10 protein-coding genes and 2 tRNA genes are annotated in these 17497 nt (G+C 69.0%); 7 read left to right on the top strand and 5 right to left on the bottom strand.

What is annotated here, in order from left to right:
• Window positions 1-66: 66 nt before the first annotated feature.
• The 4 genes from A4W93_RS13530 to hrpA form a co-directional block, all read right to left on the bottom strand.
• Window positions 67-143, bottom strand: a tRNA-Arg gene (locus tag A4W93_RS13530).
• Between the two features lie 53 nt (window positions 144-196).
• A tRNA-Pro gene (locus A4W93_RS13525) sits at window positions 197-273 on the bottom strand.
• A 24-nt stretch (window positions 274-297) separates the two neighbouring features.
• Entirely contained in the window at window positions 298-780 is a 483-nt protein-coding gene (locus tag A4W93_RS13520; RefSeq protein ID WP_085751103.1) for a hypothetical protein, read from the bottom strand.
• 40 nt (window positions 781-820) lie between these two features.
• Entirely contained in the window at window positions 821-4705 is a 3885-nt protein-coding gene (gene hrpA / locus A4W93_RS13515; protein WP_085751102.1) for an ATP-dependent RNA helicase HrpA, read from the bottom strand.
• 59 nt (window positions 4706-4764) lie between these two features.
• Between hrpA and argA the strand changes: the two genes are divergently transcribed.
• The 6 genes from argA to A4W93_RS13485 all read left to right on the top strand — a co-directional run bounded on the left by argA (window position 4765) and on the right by A4W93_RS13485 (window position 12665).
• Window positions 4765-6105, top strand: a complete 1341-nt coding sequence (gene argA, locus A4W93_RS13510; protein ID WP_085751101.1) for an amino-acid N-acetyltransferase — start codon at window positions 4765-4767, stop codon at window positions 6103-6105.
• A 59-nt stretch (window positions 6106-6164) separates the two neighbouring features.
• Window positions 6165-6437, top strand: a complete 273-nt coding sequence (locus A4W93_RS13505) for an oxidative damage protection protein (protein ID WP_085751100.1) — start codon at window positions 6165-6167, stop codon at window positions 6435-6437.
• A 132-nt stretch (window positions 6438-6569) separates the two neighbouring features.
• Window positions 6570-6875, top strand: coding sequence for an H-NS histone family protein (locus A4W93_RS13500; protein WP_085751099.1), 306 nt, complete (start codon window positions 6570-6572; stop codon window positions 6873-6875).
• Between the two features lie 107 nt (window positions 6876-6982).
• Entirely contained in the window at window positions 6983-9040 is a 2058-nt protein-coding gene (gene dnaG, locus A4W93_RS13495; protein WP_257790076.1) for a DNA primase, read from the top strand.
• 399 nt (window positions 9041-9439) lie between these two features.
• The gene (gene rpoD, locus A4W93_RS13490; RefSeq protein ID WP_085751097.1) at window positions 9440-11617 is read left to right on the top strand and encodes an RNA polymerase sigma factor RpoD; all 2178 of its coding nucleotides are present in this window, start codon (window positions 9440-9442) and stop codon (window positions 11615-11617) included.
• Window positions 11618-11696: 79 nt separating this feature from the next.
• Entirely contained in the window at window positions 11697-12665 is a 969-nt protein-coding gene (locus tag A4W93_RS13485; RefSeq protein WP_085751096.1) for an adenylate/guanylate cyclase domain-containing protein, read from the top strand.
• A gap of 15 nt (window positions 12666-12680) precedes the next feature.
• On the opposite strand, the gene A4W93_RS13480 is transcribed toward A4W93_RS13485, so the two are convergent.
• On the bottom strand, window positions 12681-13415 hold the full coding sequence (locus A4W93_RS13480) for an HAD family hydrolase (protein WP_085751095.1): 735 nt from the start codon (window positions 13413-13415) through the stop codon (window positions 12681-12683).
• A 30-nt stretch (window positions 13416-13445) separates the two neighbouring features.
• Between A4W93_RS13480 and A4W93_RS13475 the strand changes: the two genes are divergently transcribed.
• Window positions 13446-17450: a PAS domain S-box protein gene (locus A4W93_RS13475; protein WP_085751094.1), complete on the top strand. Its 4005-nt coding sequence runs from the start codon at window positions 13446-13448 to the stop codon at window positions 17448-17450.
• Window positions 17451-17497: the final 47 nt, after the last annotated feature.

The following is a 17497-nucleotide window of genomic DNA, read 5'->3' as shown; positions in this document are numbered from 1 at the left end:
GTCTCCCGGCCGACCCGGGGCGCCCCATGGGGGCAGGAGGCGCAAGCCGACTGGGGGGCATCGTGTTGGCGCGCCGGGCAGGAATCGAACCCGCAACCCCCAGCTTAGAAGGCTGGTGCTCTATCCGGTTGAGCTACCGGCGCGTGGCGCCAGTGCGAGGACCGGCTGGGACGAACGAGCAGGAAAGATGGGTGATTGGTCGGGGCGGTGGGATTCGAACTCACGACCACCTGGTCCCAAACCAGGTGCGCTACCAGGCTGCGCTACGCCCCGAAGCCTCAGATTCTAACCCGGGAATCAGGTGGCCTCGGGATGAATCTCGCGGGCCACCGCCATGCACTGCCGGATGTGCAGTTCGCACACGTACTTCAACGCCCCGAACGTGAGCACCGCCGAGACGGCCTGGCCCGCGATGGGCACGAACTTCGCCACCTGCTGCGCGCTGAGCCGCACGCCCACGAGCCGCAGCGCACGCAGGATCAGCGTGCGCGTGACGAGGCGCCCCGCCAGCACACTGCCCACCGCCGACAAGGCCTTGTAGACGGCCACGCGGCGGTCCGGCGACAGGCGCGCCAGCTGTTCCTGCGACAGGCCGAAACGCTGGCTGATCTCGGGGATCACCTTCATCAGCACGCTGACGTCGGCGAGCCAGTCGAGGCCCGGCACGGGCAGCACGGCCACACCCGCCGCCAGCAGCGCGCGTTTCGTCACGAGCTGGCGGCTTTCGCGGGCGATGGCCTCGATCTGCTCGGGGCCCGCCGGGATGAGGTCGGTCGTCATGTCCCCATCCTACGGCGGAGCGGATGCCCCGTCGACCGGGTCAGGCGCTCAGCTGCGCCCAGGTCTTCTCGAGGCGCTTCACGCTGACCGGCTGCGGCGTGCGCAACTCCTGAGCGAACAGGCTCACGCGCAGCTCCTCCAGCAGCCAGCGGAACTCGTCGAGCCGCGCGTCGTGCACGCCCTTGCGATCCGCCAGCAGCCGCAGGTAGCGCTGCTCCAGCGGCCGCAGTTCGGCCAGGCGCGCCGCATCGCGGGCCGGATCGGCGCGGTACTTGTCGAGCCGCATCGTCACGGCCTTCAGGTACCGCGGCAGGTGGGCGAGCTGCGCCCACGGCGTGGCGGCCACGAACCGTTTCGGCAGCAGGCGGCCGAGGTGCGCGACGATGTCGTCGTTCACGTCCTTCGGCGCCCGCGCGTCCTTCAGCTTGCGGCTGGCCGCGGCGAACTCCGTGAGCACGGTGCCCACGCTGCGCGCGATCTCGTTGGCGATCAGCGTGAGGCGCCCTCGCCCTTCGTCGATGCGCTTGCGGAACGCGGCCGCGTCGGCGGGCAGCGGGTCGGCGAGGAAGGCGCGGTCGAGCGCGAGGTCGACGATCTGCGAACGCAGTTCGTCGACCGTGCCCACGTTCATGTAGAGCGCAGCCATCTTCTGCAGGTCGGGGATGTTCTTCTCGAGGTACTTCAGCGCATCGCGGATCTGCAGCGCAACGAGCCGGCGCAGGCCCGCGCGGTGGCGCGACGCGGCGACGTCGGGTTCGTCGAACACCTCGACCACGACGTGGTCGCCCCGGTCGATCAGGGCCGGGAAGCCCACGAGCGTCTGGTTGCCGCGGCGCACCTCCATCAGCTCCGGCAGTTCGCCGAAGGTCCAGTCGGTGTGTTTCACCTCGGCGGCCGGCGTGGCCGGCGCGGGCGCAGGCGCCTTCACCGGCGGGGCCGCGCGCCCTGGTGCCTCGCGGCTCGGGCCGGCGGTCACCTCGACCTTGGGCGCGGCCGCCACCGTGGGCCGCAGCGCGGCCAGCGCCTGGAAGGCCGAGCGCGCCTGCCCGCCGAGTTCGGCCTTGAGCGCGGCGATGTTGCGTCCGGTCCCGAGCTGGCGACCGTTGTCGTCGACCACGCGGAAGTTCATGAACAGGTGCGGCGGCAGCTGGTCGAGCTTGAAGTCGGCGCGCTTGATGTCGAGCTGGGTGCGGTCGCGCACGACCTTGAGCAGCGCGTCCACGAGCGAGCCGCCCCCGAACGTGCCGGCCTCGCGGATGCCCGTCACGAACGACTCGGCGAACTCGGGCAGCGGCACGAGGCGCGAGCGCGGCCGCTGGTGCAGGCTTTTCACGAGGGCCAGCACCTTGTCCTTCAGCATGCCCGGCACGAGCCATTCGCAGCGCTCGTCGTTGACCTGGTTCAGCGCGAACAGCGGCACCGTCACCGTGACCCCGTCCTTCGGGTCGCCCGGCTCGTGCAGGTACGTGGTGGTGCAGTCGACCCCGCCCAGGCGCAGCGTCTTCGGGAACGCGGCCGTGGTGATGCCGGCGGCCTCGTGCCGCATCAGCTCCTCGCGGGTGAGCTGCAGCACCTTCGGGTTGCGTTTCGTCTCCTCGCGGTACCAGCGTTCGAGCGTGGTGCCGCTGAACACGTCGTTCGGCAGGTGCTGGCTGTAGAACGCGTAGATCAGGTCGTCGTCGACCAGCACGTCCTGGCGGCGCGACTTGTGCTCGAGCTCTTCCACCTGCGCGATCAGCTTGCGGTTCGCGGCGAGGAACGGCAGGCGGGTCTCCCAATCGCCCTCCACCAGCGCCTCGCGGATGAAGATCTCGCGCGCGGCCGCCGGGTCGACGTTGCCGAAGTTCACGCGGCGGTTCGCATAGATCACGATGCCGTACAGCGTGGCGCGTTCGAGCGCGACCACCTCGGCGGCCTTCTTCTCCCAGTGGGGCTCGAGCAGCTGCGTCTTGATCAGGTGCCCGGCGATGCCCGGCAGCCACTGCGGCTCGATGCCCGCGATGCCGCGGCCGAACAGGCGCGTGGTCTCGACGAGTTCGGCCGCGACGATCCAGCGGCCCGGCTTCTTGCTGAGGTTCGCGCCGGGGTGCTTGTAGAACTTGATGCCGCGCGCGCCGAGGTACCAGTCCTCGTCGTCGCTCTTCAGGCCGATGTTGCCGAGCAGGCCCGCGAGCATCGCGAGGTGCAGCTGCTCGTAGGTGGCCGGCTGGGTGTTCAGGCGCCACTTGTGCTCGGCCACCACGGTGTGCAGCTGCGAGTGGATGTCGCGCCATTCGCGCACGCGGCGGGGCGAGATGAAGCTCTCGCGCAGCTGCTGCTCCTGCTTGCGGTGGGACAGCTTGTGTTCGCCATGGCCGCCGCGCGTGTCCTCGAGCCACTTCCACAGCTTGAGCGTGCCCACGAACTCGGACCGTTCGTCGTCGAACTTCTTGTGGGCGGTGTCGGCGGCCTGCTGGTGTTCGAGCGGCCGGTCGCGCACGTCCTGCACGCTCAGGGCCGAGGCGATCACGAGCACCTCGGCCAGCGCCTCGCGGTTGCGCGCCTCGAGGATCATGCGGCCCACGCGCGGGTCGAGCGGCAGCTTCGCGAGCTCGCGGCCCACCGGGGTGATCTCGTTCTGCTCGTCGACCGCGCCCAGCTCGTTGAGCAGCTGGTAGCCGTCGGCGATGGCGCGGCGCGGGGGCGGCTCGATGAACGGGAAGTCTTCGACGAGGCCCAGGTGCAGCGACATCATCCGCAGGATCACGCCCGCGAGCGAGGACCGCAGGATCTCGGGATCGGTGAACCGCGGGCGCCCGGCGAAGTCCTTCTCGTCGTAGAGCCGGATGCAGATGCCGTTGCTGACGCGGCCGCAGCGGCCGGCGCGCTGGTTGGCGGCGGCCTGGCTCACCGGCTCGATCTGCAGCTGCTCGACCTTGTTGCGGTAGCTGTAGCGCTTCACGCGGGCGGTGCCCGCGTCGATCACGTACTGGATGCCGGGCACCGTGAGCGAGGTCTCGGCCACGTTGGTGGCCAACACGATGCGCCGCGCGCTGTGCGGCTCGAACACCATGTCCTGCTCCTGCTGGCTCAGGCGGGCGAACAGCGGCACCACCTCCACGCCGGGCGGGTGGTTGCGGCGCAGGTGTTCGGCGGCCTCGCGGATCTCGCGTTCGCCGGGCAGGAACACCAGCACGTCGCCGCTGCCCTCGCGCCACAGTTCGGTGACGGCGTCGCCGATGGCGTCGTTCAGGCCGTACTCGCGGCTCTCCTCGAACGGGCGCCAGCGCTGTTCCACCGGGAACAGGCGGCCGGAGACCTGGATCACCGGCGCGGGCCCGTGGCGCGATGCGAAGTGCTGCGCGAACCGGTCGGCGTCGATGGTGGCCGACGTGACGATGACCTTCAGGTCGGGCCGGCGCGGCAGGATCTGCCGCAGGTAGCCGAGCAGGAAGTCGATGTTGAGGCTGCGTTCGTGGGCCTCGTCGATGATCAGCGTGTCGTACGCCTTGAGCAGCGGGTCGGTCTGGGTCTCGGCGAGCAGGATGCCGTCGGTCATCAGCTTGACGCTGGCGCCGGCGGACAGGCGGTCCTGGAACCGCACCTTGAAGCCCACGTGTTCGCCGAGGGGCGTGTTCAGCTCCTGGGCGATGCGCTTGGCCACGCTGGACGCGGCGATGCGCCGCGGCTGGGTGTGGCCGATCAGCCCGCGCCCCCCCGCGCCCTTGCCCCGGCCCAGGGCCAGCGCGATCTTGGGCAGCTGCGTGGTCTTGCCCGAACCGGTCTCGCCGCAGACGATGACGACCTGGTGGGCCTCGATGGCCTGCGCGATCTCGTCGCGCCGGCCGGAGACCGGCAGCGCGTCGGGAAAGGTGATCGGCGGGATCGGGTTGGCGACCACCGGCTTGGGTGCGTCCGGGTTACCGCGGCGGGGAGAAACTGACATCGGCCCTTCGTGCAAAAATCGCAGATTATTCCAAAGCGTCCACTGAAATCCGAGCGGCCATGAGTCTTGTCTTCCCTCACACCTTCGTCCCGTGGTTCCGGTCCGTCGCGCCGTACATCCACGCGCACCGAGGCAAGACCTTCGTGGTGGCCATCGCGGGTGAACTGGTGGCGGCGGGCAAGCTGCCCACGTTCGCGCAGGACCTCGCCATTCTCCACGCGATGGGCATCAAGCTCGTGCTGGTGCACGGCTTTCGTCCGCAGGTGGAGGAGCAGCTCGCGCTGAAGGGCCACGTCTCGCGCTTCAGCCACGGCATGCGGGTCACCGACCCCGTCGCCCTCGATTGCGCGCAGGAGGCCGCGGGCCAGATGCGCTACGAGATCGAGGCCGCATTCTCGCAGGGTCTGCCCAACACGCCCATGGCCCACAGCCAGATCCGCGTGATCTCGGGCAACTTCATCACCGCGCGCCCCGTCGGCATCCTCGACGGCGTGGACTTCCAGCACACCGGCCTGGTCCGCAAGATCGACGCTGCGGGCATCCGCCGCGCGGTCGAGTTCGGCGCGCTGGTGATGGTCTCGCCGTTCGGTTTCTCGCCCACCGGCGAAGCCTTCAACCTCAGCATGGAAGACGTGGCCGCGAGCGCGGCCATCGCGCTGCAGGCCGAGAAACTCATCTACGTGACCGAGGTCAAGGGTATCCCGCTCGACCCCGCCGACCCCGACAGCGAGATCGACACGGAACTCGCGCTCGCCGACGCGCGCAAACTGCTCGCGAATCTCCCGAATCCCATTCAACCCACCGACACCGCGTTTTATCTGCAGCACGCGGTGAAGGCGAGCGAACACGGCGTGGAGCGGGTTCACATCGTTCCCTATTCGGTCGATGGTTCCGTGCTGATGGAATCATTCACCCACGACGGCGTGGGCACCATGATCGTCGACGAGAAACTCGAAAGCCTGCGCGAAGCCACGGCCGACGACATCGGCGGCGTGCTGCAGCTGATCGAACCATTCGAGCGCAACGGCACCCTCGTCAAGCGCGACCGCACGGAAATCGAGCGCGACATCGGCCTGTATACGGTCATCGAACACGACGGCGTGATCTTCGGTTGCGCCGCGCTTTACCCATACCCCGAGGCGCGCACCGGAGAAATGTCCGCGCTGACGGTATCTCCCAACGTCCAGAGCCAGGGCGATGGCGAACGCATCCTGAAGCGCGTCGAACAGCGCGCGAAGAGCGCCGGGCTCGAGAGCATATTCGTGCTCACGACCCAAACCATGCACTGGTTTCTCAAGCGGGGCTTTGCCCAGGTCGATCCCGACTGGCTGCCCGACGCGCGCAAGCGCAAATACAACTGGGACCGGCGCTCCCAGGTGCTGGTCAAGAAACTCTCCTGACCGCCCCACCGTCCCGCGCCCCTCACCTCATTCACCCCATCTCTCCGAGGAAAAACACCATGGCCCGCACCGTCCAATGCGTCTACCTGAAGAAGGAGGCCGACGGCCTCGATTTCGCCCCCTATCCCGGTGAACTGGGCAAGCGCATCTACAACGAAGTCAGCAAGGAAGCCTGGGCCGCGTGGATGAAGCACCAGACCATGCTCGTCAACGAAAACCGCCTGAACCTGGCCGACCAGCGCGCCCGCCAATACCTCGCCCGCCAGATGGAACGCTTTTTCTTCGGCGAAGGCGCGGAACAACCGGCCGGGTATGTCCCGCCGTCGGCCTGACCAGTTCATATTCCTTTACACCGTTGGGAAATTCCCTTTGCCCGTGAATATCCCTCGCCAAGCGCGAGGGCCTTCCCCTAGAATGCGGGTTTGCAGCAGCCGGTGCTGCCCCATCGACTGGAAGGAATATCCATGAGCACGCTCCAAGACTTGCTGGCCCGCAAAGCGGCCCTCGAACAGGAAATCGAAAGCACTCAGAAACGTGAGCGCAGCGATGCCGTCGCAAAGGTCAAGGCCCTGATGGCTGAATACGGGTTGACGGCTGCCGACCTCGCTGCAAAAAGCACCGGCCGCTCGGGTGCACCGAAAGGCGGCAAGGTCGCCGCGAAATACCGCAACGCTGCCACCGGCGACAGTTGGAGCGGTCGCGGCCTGCAACCCAAATGGTTGAAGGCGGCCTTGGCTTCCGGCAAGAAACTGAGCGATTTCGCGGTCTGAAGCCCAGAGTTTCTCCGTCCCCCAAGAACTTCGCCGCCCCTTTCGGGCGGCGTTTTTCTTGGGGCCACCCTCCCTCCCCGCCTCTCCCGGCCCGCTAGACTGATCCCGTGATTCCACAGAGCTTTGTCCAGGACATGCTGTCCCGCGTCGACGTCGTCGAGGTGGTGGGCCGCTACGTCCAGTTGAAGAAGGCCGGCATCAACCACAAGGGCCTGTGCCCCTTCCACGGCGAGAAGTCCCCGAGCTTCACGGTCAGCGCCACGCGCCAGACCTACCACTGCTTCGGCTGCGGCGTGCACGGCAACGCCCTCGGTTTCCTGATGGCGTACTCGGGCATGGGCTTCGTCGAGGCCGTGCGCGACCTGGCCCAGCAGGTGGGCATGACGGTGCCGGAAGACGACCGCTCGCCGCAGGAGCGCGAGAAGGCCGCCGCGCTCAAGCAGCGCCAGGCCACGCTGACCGACGTGCTGCACAAGGCGAGCGACAGCTACCGCAAGCAGCTCAAGGGCAACAAGCGCGCCGTCGACTACCTGCGCGGGCGCGGCCTCACCGGCGAGATCGCCTCCGCGTTCGGCCTCGGCTACGCCCCCGACGGCTGGCGGGGCCTCGCCAGCGTGTTCCCGCACTACGACGACCCGCTGCTCGAGGAAAGCGGCCTCGTGATCGCGACCGGCGACAACGAGGCCGACAAGAAGCGCTACGACCGCTTCCGCGACCGCATCATGTTCCCGATCCGCAACGTGCAGGGCGAGGTCATCGGGTTCGGCGGGCGCGTGCTCGACAAGGGCGAACCCAAGTACCTGAACTCGCCCGAAACCTCGGTCTTCCACAAGGGCAAGGAACTGTACGGCCTGCACGAGGCCCGCGCCGGCCTGCGCAAGCGCGGCTACGCGCTCGTGGTCGAGGGTTACATGGACGTGGTGGCGCTGGCCCAGCTCGGCTTCCCGAACGCGGTGGCCACGCTCGGCACTGCCTGCTCGGCCGACCACGTGCAGAAGCTCTTCCGCTTCACCGAGTCCATCGTCTTCAGCTTCGACGGCGACGCTGCCGGGCGCCGTGCCGCCGGCCGCGCGCTCGAGGCCTCGCTGCCGTTCGCCACGGACACCCGCTCGGTGCGCTTCCTGTTCCTGCCGCCCGAACACGACCCGGATTCGTACGTGCGCGAACACGGTGCCGAGGCTTTCGAGCAGTACGTCGCCCAGGCCGTGCCGCTGTCGCGCCAGCTGATCGAGGCGGCCCGCGAGGGCTGCGACACCGACAGCGCCGAAGGCCGCGCCCGCCTGCTCGCCCAGGCCAAGCCGCTGTGGCACGCGCTGCCCGAGGGCGCGTTGAAGATGCAACTGCTGGGCGACCTCGCCCAGGCCGCCGGGCTCACCACCGACGACCTGAACCGCCTGTGGGCCGCGCAGGCCCAGGCGCAGTCCCGTGCGGGCGGCGGCCGTTCGCGCCCGCCGCGCGACGCGGGCCAGGACGACCGCGGCGGCCCACCACCGGACGACGCCCCCTGGTCCTACGAACCCTCGTCCGACTTCGACCCCGACAGCTTCGACCCCACCGGAGGCCAGGGCACGGCGCAGGGGGGCGGCGAAGGCGGCGGCTGGCAGGGCCGGGGCAACAAGCCCTGGGCCGGCAAGGACAAGAAGCCCTGGACGCCCAACAAGTCGTGGGGTGACAAGCCCTGGAACCGCAAGCCGCCCGAGGAAGGCTCGGGCCTGCCGCGCGCCCGGCCCGACAGCACCGCCGACGCGGCCCTGCGCATGCTGCTGCTGAGCATCGGGTGGTGGGAGCAGCTCGACGCCGGCGACCACGACCTGCTGCACAAGCTGCCTGCCCCGTACGGCCCGCTGTCGGCGTGGATCGAACGCCACCTCCACGACCACGGCGCCGTGACCTGGGCCGAACTGGAGCCCGCCATCCGCGAGACGGAGTGGGCCGGCTTCGTGGCGCGTCTGGTGACGGCCGATGCCGCCCAGGGCGAGGCGGCCTTCGCCGACCTGCGCAAGGCCGTCGACGCGCTGTGGGTGCAGGCCCTGAAGGCACAGCTGGAAGACCTCAGCCGGCGCGCCGCCACCGACCCGCAGCTGCTGGTGCAGATGCGCGAGGTGGAGCAGCACCGCCGCCGCCGCCTGCAGTCGCTCGCGCCACCGCCCGGCACGGCCCGTTGACGGCACCCGGTGCGCGACCTTTGACGGATCGCGTTCCGTGGACGATAATCATGGGTTAGTTACGGCGCAAGAGTGACAGCAGTACCTCCGGGCCCCGGCCACCCTTTGAACCAGGGTCCCCGCATTGGCCACCCTTCCCCGCAAGGACTGCATTCTTTGAATGATCACGCGAGACTTGCCTCGTTTCATGCCTGCCGCTGGCCGGCGTCGCATGCCCTTTCGGGCGGTTGCGATGCCCGGATCGGCTGGCTCGCCGTGCCCGCCTCCTTCAGAAAAACACCGATCGCCCCCGAAGAACTGCTTGTTTTTCAGGCACTCGATCGCATGTGTTCCGCCTGGGAAACGTCTGCACGTTGAACCGCATGAGGCCGTGATCCCCACCACCATTCGAGGATTTGCATGACCGCGAAGAAGAGCGCCCCCACCAAAGCGACGAAGGCCGCCCCGGCCGAGGCCGAGGAAAAGAAGAAACCCGGCCGTCCCGCCACGAAGACTGCGACCACGGAAGCCAAGGGCAAGCCGGGCCGCAAGCCGAAGGCTGCCGCCGCCAAGGAAGAGGTGCCCGAGGAAGACTTCTCCGACATCGAGGCCGACCTCGCGGGCGAGCCCGAAGCCGAGGCCGAGTCCGCCGGCGACGGCGAGAAGGTCGCGAAGGCCAAGCCGCTGCGCATGAAGGTGTCGCGGGCGAAGGAACGCGCGCTGATGCGCGAGTTCGGCCTGGACGAGACCGCGCTCACCGAAGAGGAAGTCGCCAAGCGCCGCCAGGAGCTCAAGACCCTCATCAAGATGGGCAAGACGCGTGGTTTCCTGACGCACCAGGAAATCAACGACCACCTGCCCGAGAAGCTGGTCGACGCCGAAATCCTCGAAGCCATCGTGTCGATGCTCAACGACATGGGCATCGCCGTGTACGAGCAGGCGCCCGACGCCGCCACGCTGCTGATCGCCGGCGGCGGCACCACCACGGCCACCGAGGAAGAAGCGGAAGAAGCCGCGGAAGCCGCGCTGTCCACCGTCGACTCCGAATTCGGCCGCACCACCGACCCCGTCCGCATGTACATGCGCGAGATGGGCACGGTCGAGCTGCTCACGCGTGAAGGCGAGATCGAGATCGCCAAGCGCATCGAAGGCGGCCTGCAGGCCATGATGCTCGCCATCAGCGCCTCGCCCACCACCATCGCCGAGATCCTCGCCTACGCCGACAAGATCGCGTCCGGCGAGATGAAGATCTCCGAGGTGGTCGACGGCTTCGTCTCGGAAGACGAGGCCGACGACTACGTGGCCGAGGAAGACGTCGACTTCTTCGACGAGGAAGACGACGACGACGGCCAGGGCGGCAGCAAGGCCCTGACCAAGAAGCTCGAGGAACTGAAGAACGCCGCGCTCGCGAAGTTCGAGGAACTGCGCGTCAACTTCGAGAAGATGCGCAAGGCCTTCGAGAAGGACGGCTACCAGTCGCCGTCGTACAACAAGGCCCAGGAAGCCATCAGCGAAGAGCTGATGACCATCCGCTTCACGGTCAAGACCATCGAGAAGCTGTGCGGCATCCTGCGCTCGCAGGTGGACGACGTGCGCCGCTACGAACGCGAGCTGCGCAAGATCCTGGTGGACAAGTGCGGCATGCCGCAGGACTACTTCATCAAGAACTTCCCGCCCAACATCCTGAACCTCAAGTGGGCCGAGAAGGAAGTGGCGGCGAACAAGCCGTACAGCGCGATCCTGTCGCGCAACCTGCCCCCGGTGCAGGAACTGCAGAAGAAGCTGACCGACCAGCAGGCCCGCGCCGTGGTGCCCCTCGAGGACCTGAAGGGCATCAACAAGCGCATGAACGAGGGCGAGAAGTCCTCGCGCGACGCGAAGAAGGAAATGATCGAGGCCAACCTGCGCCTCGTGATCTCCATCGCGAAGAAGTACACGAACCGCGGCCTGCAGTTCCTCGACCTGATCCAGGAAGGCAACATCGGCCTGATGAAGGCGGTGGACAAGTTCGAGTACCGCCGCGGCTACAAGTTCTCGACGTACGCCACGTGGTGGATCCGCCAGGCCATCACGCGCTCGATCGCCGACCAGGCCCGCACGATCCGCATCCCGGTCCACATGATCGAGACGATCAACAAGATGAACCGCCTGTCGCGCCAGCACCTGCAGGAGTTCGGCTTCGAGCCGGACGCCCCCACGCTGGCCGAGAAGATGGAGATCCCGGAAGACAAGATCCGCAAGATCATGAAGATCGCGAAGGAGCCGATCTCGATGGAGACCCCCATCGGCGACGACGACGATTCGCACCTGGGCGACTTCATCGAGGACACGAACAACACGGCCCCCATCGAGGCCGCGATGCAGGCCGGCCTGCGCGACGTGGTCAAGGACATCCTCGACAGCCTGACGCCGCGCGAAGCCAAGGTGCTGCGCATGCGCTTCGGCATCGAGATGAGCACCGACCACACCCTCGAGGAAGTGGGCAAGCAGTTCGACGTGACGCGTGAGCGCATCCGCCAGATCGAGGCCAAGGCGATCCGCAAGCTGAAGCACCCGAGCCGGTCGGACAAGCTGAGGACGTACCTGGACAACCTCTGAGCGATCCCTCGCACAGAAGAACGGCCCCGGGCGATTGCCCGGGGCTTTTTTTTGTACTTATTGCCATAAACTTCACGGCATGACGCAGATTCTCCAGCGGACCGTCCTTTTTGCCGACCTGCGCGGCAGCACTGCGTTGTACGAGACCCTCGGGAACACCGAGGCCACCACCGTCGTGACCCGCAGCGTGGCCCTCGTGGGCCGCATCGTCACCAACCACCGGGGCGTGGTCGTGAAGACCCTGGGCGACGGCCTGATGGCCGTGTTCGAAAACGCGGCCGACGCCGTGCTCGCCGCCGACGAGATGCACGAGTCGATGGACCGCATCACACCCATCGGCAGCAACCCGATCGCCACGGCCGGCCGCTCGCCCGTGCTGAAGTTGCAGGTGGGCCTCGCCCAGGGCGAGGTGGTGGAGATGTCGGGCGACTGCTTCGGGGATGCCGTCAACGTGGCGGCGCGCCTGCTGGACCATGCCGGCGACAACGAGATCCTCGCCACCGTGAACGTCGTGAGCCCTCAGCCCGACGAGATGCGCGCGCGCTTCCGCAGCCTCGACCGCGTGCAGTTGCGCGGCCGCGTGGAACCCGTGCACGTGTTCCTGCTGGAGGGCCGGCGCTTCAGCGACACGGCCGCCACCGCGTACGGAGAACTCATGCCCGCACCCACCGAGCCCGAAGGCATCCGCCTCGTGTGGCTCGACCAGAACCGCGTGTACTCGGGCCCGTCGCTGCCGGTGGTGCTGGGTCGCAGCCCGCAGGTCACCTACTGCATCGACGACTCGCGCGTGTCGCGCTCGCACGCCCGCATCGACTGGCACGGCGGTGCCTTCCAGCTCACCGACCTCAGCTTCAACGGCACCTACGTGCGCTTCACCGGCGGCTCCGAGATCATCTCGCTGCGCCGCGGTACCTGCACGCTGCACGGCAGCGGCACGCTGGGCCTCGGCGCCTCGCTGAGCGACCCCACGGCACCCCACGTGCGCTTCGAGGTGATGCGCTTCTCCGACACCCAGCCGCAGTCGCCGGTCGAGTTCGCGTTCCGCTGATCTGCGGCGTCCCGCTCAGCAGCCGAGCGCGTCGGCCAGCTCCGTGAGGTTCGCCACCGTGTGATACGGGCGCGACAGCACCGGCGCCACCTCGTCGCCCGCGCCTTCGTGGCGCCGCATCCACACCGCCTCCAGCCCCGCGTCCAACGCGCCGGCCACGTCGAGCGCCAGGTCGTCGCCGATGTGCAGCACCTCGTGCGGCCGCAGGTCCAGGTGCCGGCAGGCCGCGTGGAAGATCCGGGCGTCGGGCTTGCCGATACCGAACTTGCTGGCGCTCACGCTGTGGCGGAAGAGACCGTCCAGTCCGACCCGGGCCAGGTCCGAGTTGCCGTTGGTGACGGCCACGAGCGGGAAGCGGCGGGCGAGCCGCTCGAGGCCGTCGCGTGCGTCCGCGTACAGCTCGACCTGCTGGCGTGCATCGAAGAACACATCGAAGGCCGGCTCGGCCAGCGCCGGGTCGTCGCCGGCGATCGTGAGGCCCTCGCGCAGGCTTTCGCGGCGCATGCGGCTCAGGTCGTGCCCCCACTCGGGAAAACGCCGAGCGATGTCGTTGCGCAGCAGGCGCAACCCGGCCGCGTCGAAGCGCGCGGCCGTGGCCGGCGCGTGGGTCTGGAGCCACCCGTGCAGCAGCCGTTCGGCCCGTTCGATCGTGGGCCAGATGGGCCACAGCGTGTCGTCGAGGTCGAAGCTCAGCGCCAGGGGTGGAAGAATTGCCGGAAGTACCGACTCGGGGATAGAACCAGCCGTCATGCCGGACATTCTCCGCTACAGTCGTGCCTCATGCTGCCAGCCCCCCTCCCCGCTGCCGATGAGCCCGGACGGCTGCAGGTCCTGCGTGAACTGCGAATCCTCGACACCGACCCCGAACCCGCGTTCGATGCGGTCGTGCAACTGCTCCAGAAGCAGCTCGGGCGACCCATGGCCGCCATCGCGCTGGTCGACGAGCACCGCGTGTGGGTCAAGGCGTCGGTGGGCCTGCCCGCCCACACCACCGCCCGCCACCTGTCCTTCTGCGCGCTGACCATCGAGGACACCGCCGTCTTCGAGGTGCCCGACGCGCTGCTGGACCCGCGCTTCGCCGCCAACCCGCTCGTGCTGGACTCGCCCCGCGTGCGCGCCTACGCCGGCTTCCCGCTGACGGTGCACGGCCACCGCGTGGGCACCGTGTGCGTGCTCGACACCGCGCCGGGCCAGGTCTCCCCCGCCGGCCACGAGGCGCTGCGGCACTTCGCCGAGGTCTGCAACGCGATGCTCGCGTCGCGCATCCGCGAGCGGCGCATGCGACTGCAGGCCGCCCGGGTGCGCACGGCCAGCCTCTCGAGCAGCGACTGGCTGTGGGAGACCGACGCCCAGGGACGCCTCACGTGGGCCTCGGACAGCATCGAGTCGCACACGGGCCGCGCGCCCACCGAGAACCTCGGCCGCACGATGGTCGACATCAACCGGCGCAGCGCGGCCGACACCACCAACTCGTGGGACCGCTACATCGCCGCCCGCAACGCGCGCGAACCGTTCAAGGACGTCATCGCCGACCGCCCCACGCCGAACGGCGTGGTCATCACGAGCATCAGCGGCAACCCGGTGTTCGACAGCAAGGGCGAGTTCCGCGGCTACCGCGGCGCCACGAGCAACATCACGGCCCGGCTGAAGGCCCAGCAGGCCGCGCTCGAGGCCGAGCAGCTGCTGAGCGACGCCCTCGAGAGCCTCGTGGCCGGCGTGATGATCACCGACGAGACCGGGCAGATGATCCGCTGCAACGCGGCCTGGCGGAACATCATCGCGCCCTTCCCCGACGGCTTCACGGAAACGTCCCGCTGGCCCGACCTCGTGCGCCGCATGACCGAGCAGGGCGAATACCCCGACGCCGTCGGGCGCGAGGAAGCGTTCATCCACTGGCGCCTGTCGATCGCCTCCGAACACGGCGAGCAGCACGAGGTGCGCTGGCGCGACAAGTGGCTGATGGTCAGCGCGCGCTGCCTGGCCAACGGCAACACCGTGCACATGTCGATCGACATCACGAGCCAGAAGCGCGCCGAGCTGGCGCTGGCCGCGAGCGAGGGCGAGCTGCGCGAGTCGCAGGAGCGCCTGACCGCCGTGCTCGAGGCCGTGCCCGACCTCTGGTTCGTGCTCGACGAGCAGAGCAACTTCGTCGAATGCAGTTCGCCCACGCACCCGATGCTGGTGCAGGACTGGCCCGCGGTGCGCGGCAAACCCTTCGGCACCGGCCTGTCGCCCGACATGGCCGAGCGCGCGCAGGATGCCATCACACGCGCGCTGCGGACCGGCGAGGTGCAGCGCCACGAGTACCCGCTGCGCACCCTCGACGGGGTCGCCCGCTGGTTCGAGGCCCGCGTGTCGCCCATGCCCGGCCGGCGCGTGCTCTACGTCACCCGCGACCTGACCGACCTGCGCGCGCTCGAACGCGACCTGATGGTGATGAAGCGCGGCGTGGAGGCCGCCGCGGCGCTGCCCATGTGCGTGTGCGACGCCACGCAGCCCGACCTGCCGCTCGTGTACGTGAACCCGGCCTTCGAATCGCTCACCGGCTGGACGCAGGCCGAGGTGCTCGGCCGCAACTGCCGCATCCTGCAGGGCCACTTCACCGCGCAGCCCGGCCTCACGCGGCTGCGCGAGGCCATCGCGGAGCGGCGCGAGTGCAGCGTCGTGATCAACAACGTGCGCAAGGACGGCACGCCGTTCACCAACGCGCTGCACGTCGCCCCCGTGTTCGACGCGGCCGGTGGCCTGAGCCACTTCATCGGCGTGCTGCACGACGTGACCGAGCAGACCCGCGCCGCCGACAAGCTGCGCCTGAGCGAGGAGCTGTACCGCTCGGTGGCCCTGGCCATCAGCGACGGCCTGGTCGTCGTCACGCCCACGCTCACCATCATCGCCATCAACCCCGCCGGCTGCAACGTGCTCGGGGTCGAGCAGGCCGCGGTGGTGGGGGCGACGGACGGGTGGCCGTTCGAGTTCATGTCGGCGTCGGCCCGCCCGCTCGCGTCCCACGAACACCCGGTGCACCGCGTGGTGCGCAGCGGCCAGCCGCTGTCGCGGCAGGTGCATGCGCTGCGGCGGCCGGACGGCCAGCTGCGCTGGATCGAACTCAACGCCCACCCGCTGCAGCTGCGGCCCGAGGGCAGCACCTTCTCGGTCGTGCTGACCTTCCGCGACGTGACGCAGCAGCGTGCCTCCGAGCTGGCCCTGGTGGCCGCCGAGGAACGCTGGAAGTTCGCGCTGGAAGGCTCCGGCGACGGCGTGTGGGACTGGGACGCGCAGACCAACAAGGTCTACTACTCCCCGCGCTGGAAGAAGATGCTGGGCTACGCCGAACACGAGATCGGCGACTCGCTCGAGGAGTGGACGTCCCGCATCCACGCCGACGACCTGCCCCGCGTGATGGCCGGGCTGCGCCGCCACCTGCGTGGCGAGACCGGCCTCTACCAGTCCGAGCACCGCGTGCGCCACCGCGACGGCCACGACCTGTGGATCCTCGACCGCGGCAAGGTGGTCGGGCACAACGCCGAGGGCCGGCCGCTGCGGGTCGTGGGCACGCATTCGGACATCACGAGCGCCAAGCAGGCCGAACAGGCGCTGCGCGAGAAGCAGGCCGCCGAACTGGCGAGCCAGGCGAAGTCGCAGTTCCTCTCGCGCATGAGCCACGAGATGCGCACGCCGCTCAACGCGGTGATCGGCTTCGCACAGCTGATGCGCATGACCCCGGGCGGCGGCGACGGCACCGAGATCGGCAGCTACGCCGACCACGTGCTCAACGCCGGCCAGCACCTGCTGGCGCTGATCAACGACGTTCTGGACCTGCAGAAGGTCGAGGAAGGCGCGATGTCGCTCGCCCTCGGCCCGGTCGCGCTCGACGAGCTGGTGCTCGGCACCCTCGAGCTGCTGCGCCCGTCGGCGGCGAAGCGCGAGGTCACGCTCGACAACCAGCTGGAGGCCGGCCTGTGGGTGCGCGCGGACGTGCAGCGCCTGCGCCAGGTCGTGCTCAACATCGCCTCCAACGCCATCAAGTACAACGTGCCCGGCGGCACGGTGCGCCTGTCCACCCGCGCCGGACGCCACCACACGCTGGCCCTCGTGATCGAGGACACGGGCCCCGGCATGACCGACGCGCAGATGGCCCGGCTGTTCCAGCCGTTCGAACGCCTGGGCAAGGAGACCTCCAGCGTCGAGGGCACCGGGCTCGGGCTCATCATCGCCCGCAGCCTGACCCAGGCCATCGGCGGCCGCCTCGAGGTCAGCAGCCTCGCCGGCCGCGGCACCCGCGTCTCGATCGAACTGCCCACCGACGACGCCCCCGACACCCCCCAGGATTCCACGCCCACCATGCCCGACAGCGACGATCACGCACCACCGGCCCGCATCCCGTTGCGGATGCTGTACGTGGAAGACAACCGCATCAACGCGATCCTGTTCGAGGGTGCCCTGCGCATGAACGCGAGCCAGGTCGAACTGCGGATCGCCGAGGACGGCGAGGAGGCGCTGGCCATCGCCGGCGAATGGCTGCCCGAAGTGCTGGTGCTCGACGCCCACCTGCCCGGCATGTCCGGCTTCGACGTGCTGCGCCAGCTGCGGGCCATGCCGGGCCTGGCCACCGCGCCGGCCTACATGTGCTCGGCCGACGCGATGCCCGAGGACGTGCAGCGCGCCTACGAGGCCGGCTTCATCGGCTACTGGACCAAACCCATCGACATCGGCGCGGTGCTCGCCGACATCGACGCCATCGGCCGGCAGCTGCGCGGCGGAGGCACGGCCGCCGTGGCGGCATGACACGGCCAGGGTGGTCCCGGGGCGCCGATAATCGGGAGTTCACGCCG

This window comes from Piscinibacter gummiphilus (assembly GCF_002116905.1).
In the GTDB taxonomy this organism is placed as follows: Bacteria; Pseudomonadota; Gammaproteobacteria; order Burkholderiales; family Burkholderiaceae_C; genus Rhizobacter; species Rhizobacter gummiphilus.
The sequence above is the reverse complement of the archived record's forward strand: the minus strand, read 5'-3'. Positions and strand labels throughout refer to the sequence as shown.

Coding starts and splice junctions, on each gene's coding strand:
- A4W93_RS13480 (WP_085751095.1), bottom strand. CDS start 13,415: ATGACGGCTGGTTCTATCCCCGAGTCGGTACTTCCGGCAATTCTTCCA.
- A4W93_RS13500 (WP_085751099.1), top strand. CDS start 6,570: ATGAGCACGCTCCAAGACTTGCTGGCCCGCAAAGCGGCCCTCGAACAG.
- argA (WP_085751101.1), top strand. CDS start 4,765: ATGAGTCTTGTCTTCCCTCACACCTTCGTCCCGTGGTTCCGGTCCGTC.
- A4W93_RS13485 (WP_085751096.1), top strand. CDS start 11,697: ATGACGCAGATTCTCCAGCGGACCGTCCTTTTTGCCGACCTGCGCGGC.
- rpoD (WP_085751097.1), top strand. CDS start 9,440: ATGACCGCGAAGAAGAGCGCCCCCACCAAAGCGACGAAGGCCGCCCCG.
- A4W93_RS13475 (WP_085751094.1), top strand. CDS start 13,446: ATGCTGCCAGCCCCCCTCCCCGCTGCCGATGAGCCCGGACGGCTGCAG.
- A4W93_RS13520 (WP_085751103.1), bottom strand. CDS start 780: ATGACGACCGACCTCATCCCGGCGGGCCCCGAGCAGATCGAGGCCATC.
- A4W93_RS13505 (WP_085751100.1), top strand. CDS start 6,165: ATGGCCCGCACCGTCCAATGCGTCTACCTGAAGAAGGAGGCCGACGGC.
- hrpA (WP_085751102.1), bottom strand. CDS start 4,705: ATGTCAGTTTCTCCCCGCCGCGGTAACCCGGACGCACCCAAGCCGGTG.